Here is a 221-nt window from a genome sequence, read left to right as displayed (position 1 = left end):
CCTCGATTGCGTAAACTTTCAAGTAGTTCACGCCATGCTTCACCATTTTCGTTTGGTGCTACCGAGAAGTCTAAGACTTCTTTACCGCCGTCACTACGAATTCCAATCGCGATATTAACCGCTTCGCGCTCAACAGTTCCGCGCTTGAGCGGAATATAAGTGGCGTCTAAGAACACGCAAACATACTGTGAGTGCTTAAAGGTCCTGTTATGAAACTCTTC

General features: G+C 46.2%; 1 protein-coding gene. It reads right to left on the bottom strand.

Annotated elements, in window-relative coordinates:
- Nucleotides 1-221: transposase (locus tag LI126_RS15375; RefSeq protein ID WP_227165770.1), on the bottom strand; the 221-nt coding region annotated here is incomplete at both ends.

Origin of the sequence: Mediterraneibacter sp. 210702-DFI.5.30 (genome assembly GCF_020560115.1) — a bacterium.
Classification (GTDB): Bacteria; Bacillota; Clostridia; order Lachnospirales; family Lachnospiraceae; genus Mediterraneibacter; species Mediterraneibacter faecis.
This window is presented reverse-complemented; position numbering and strand designations above follow the sequence as displayed.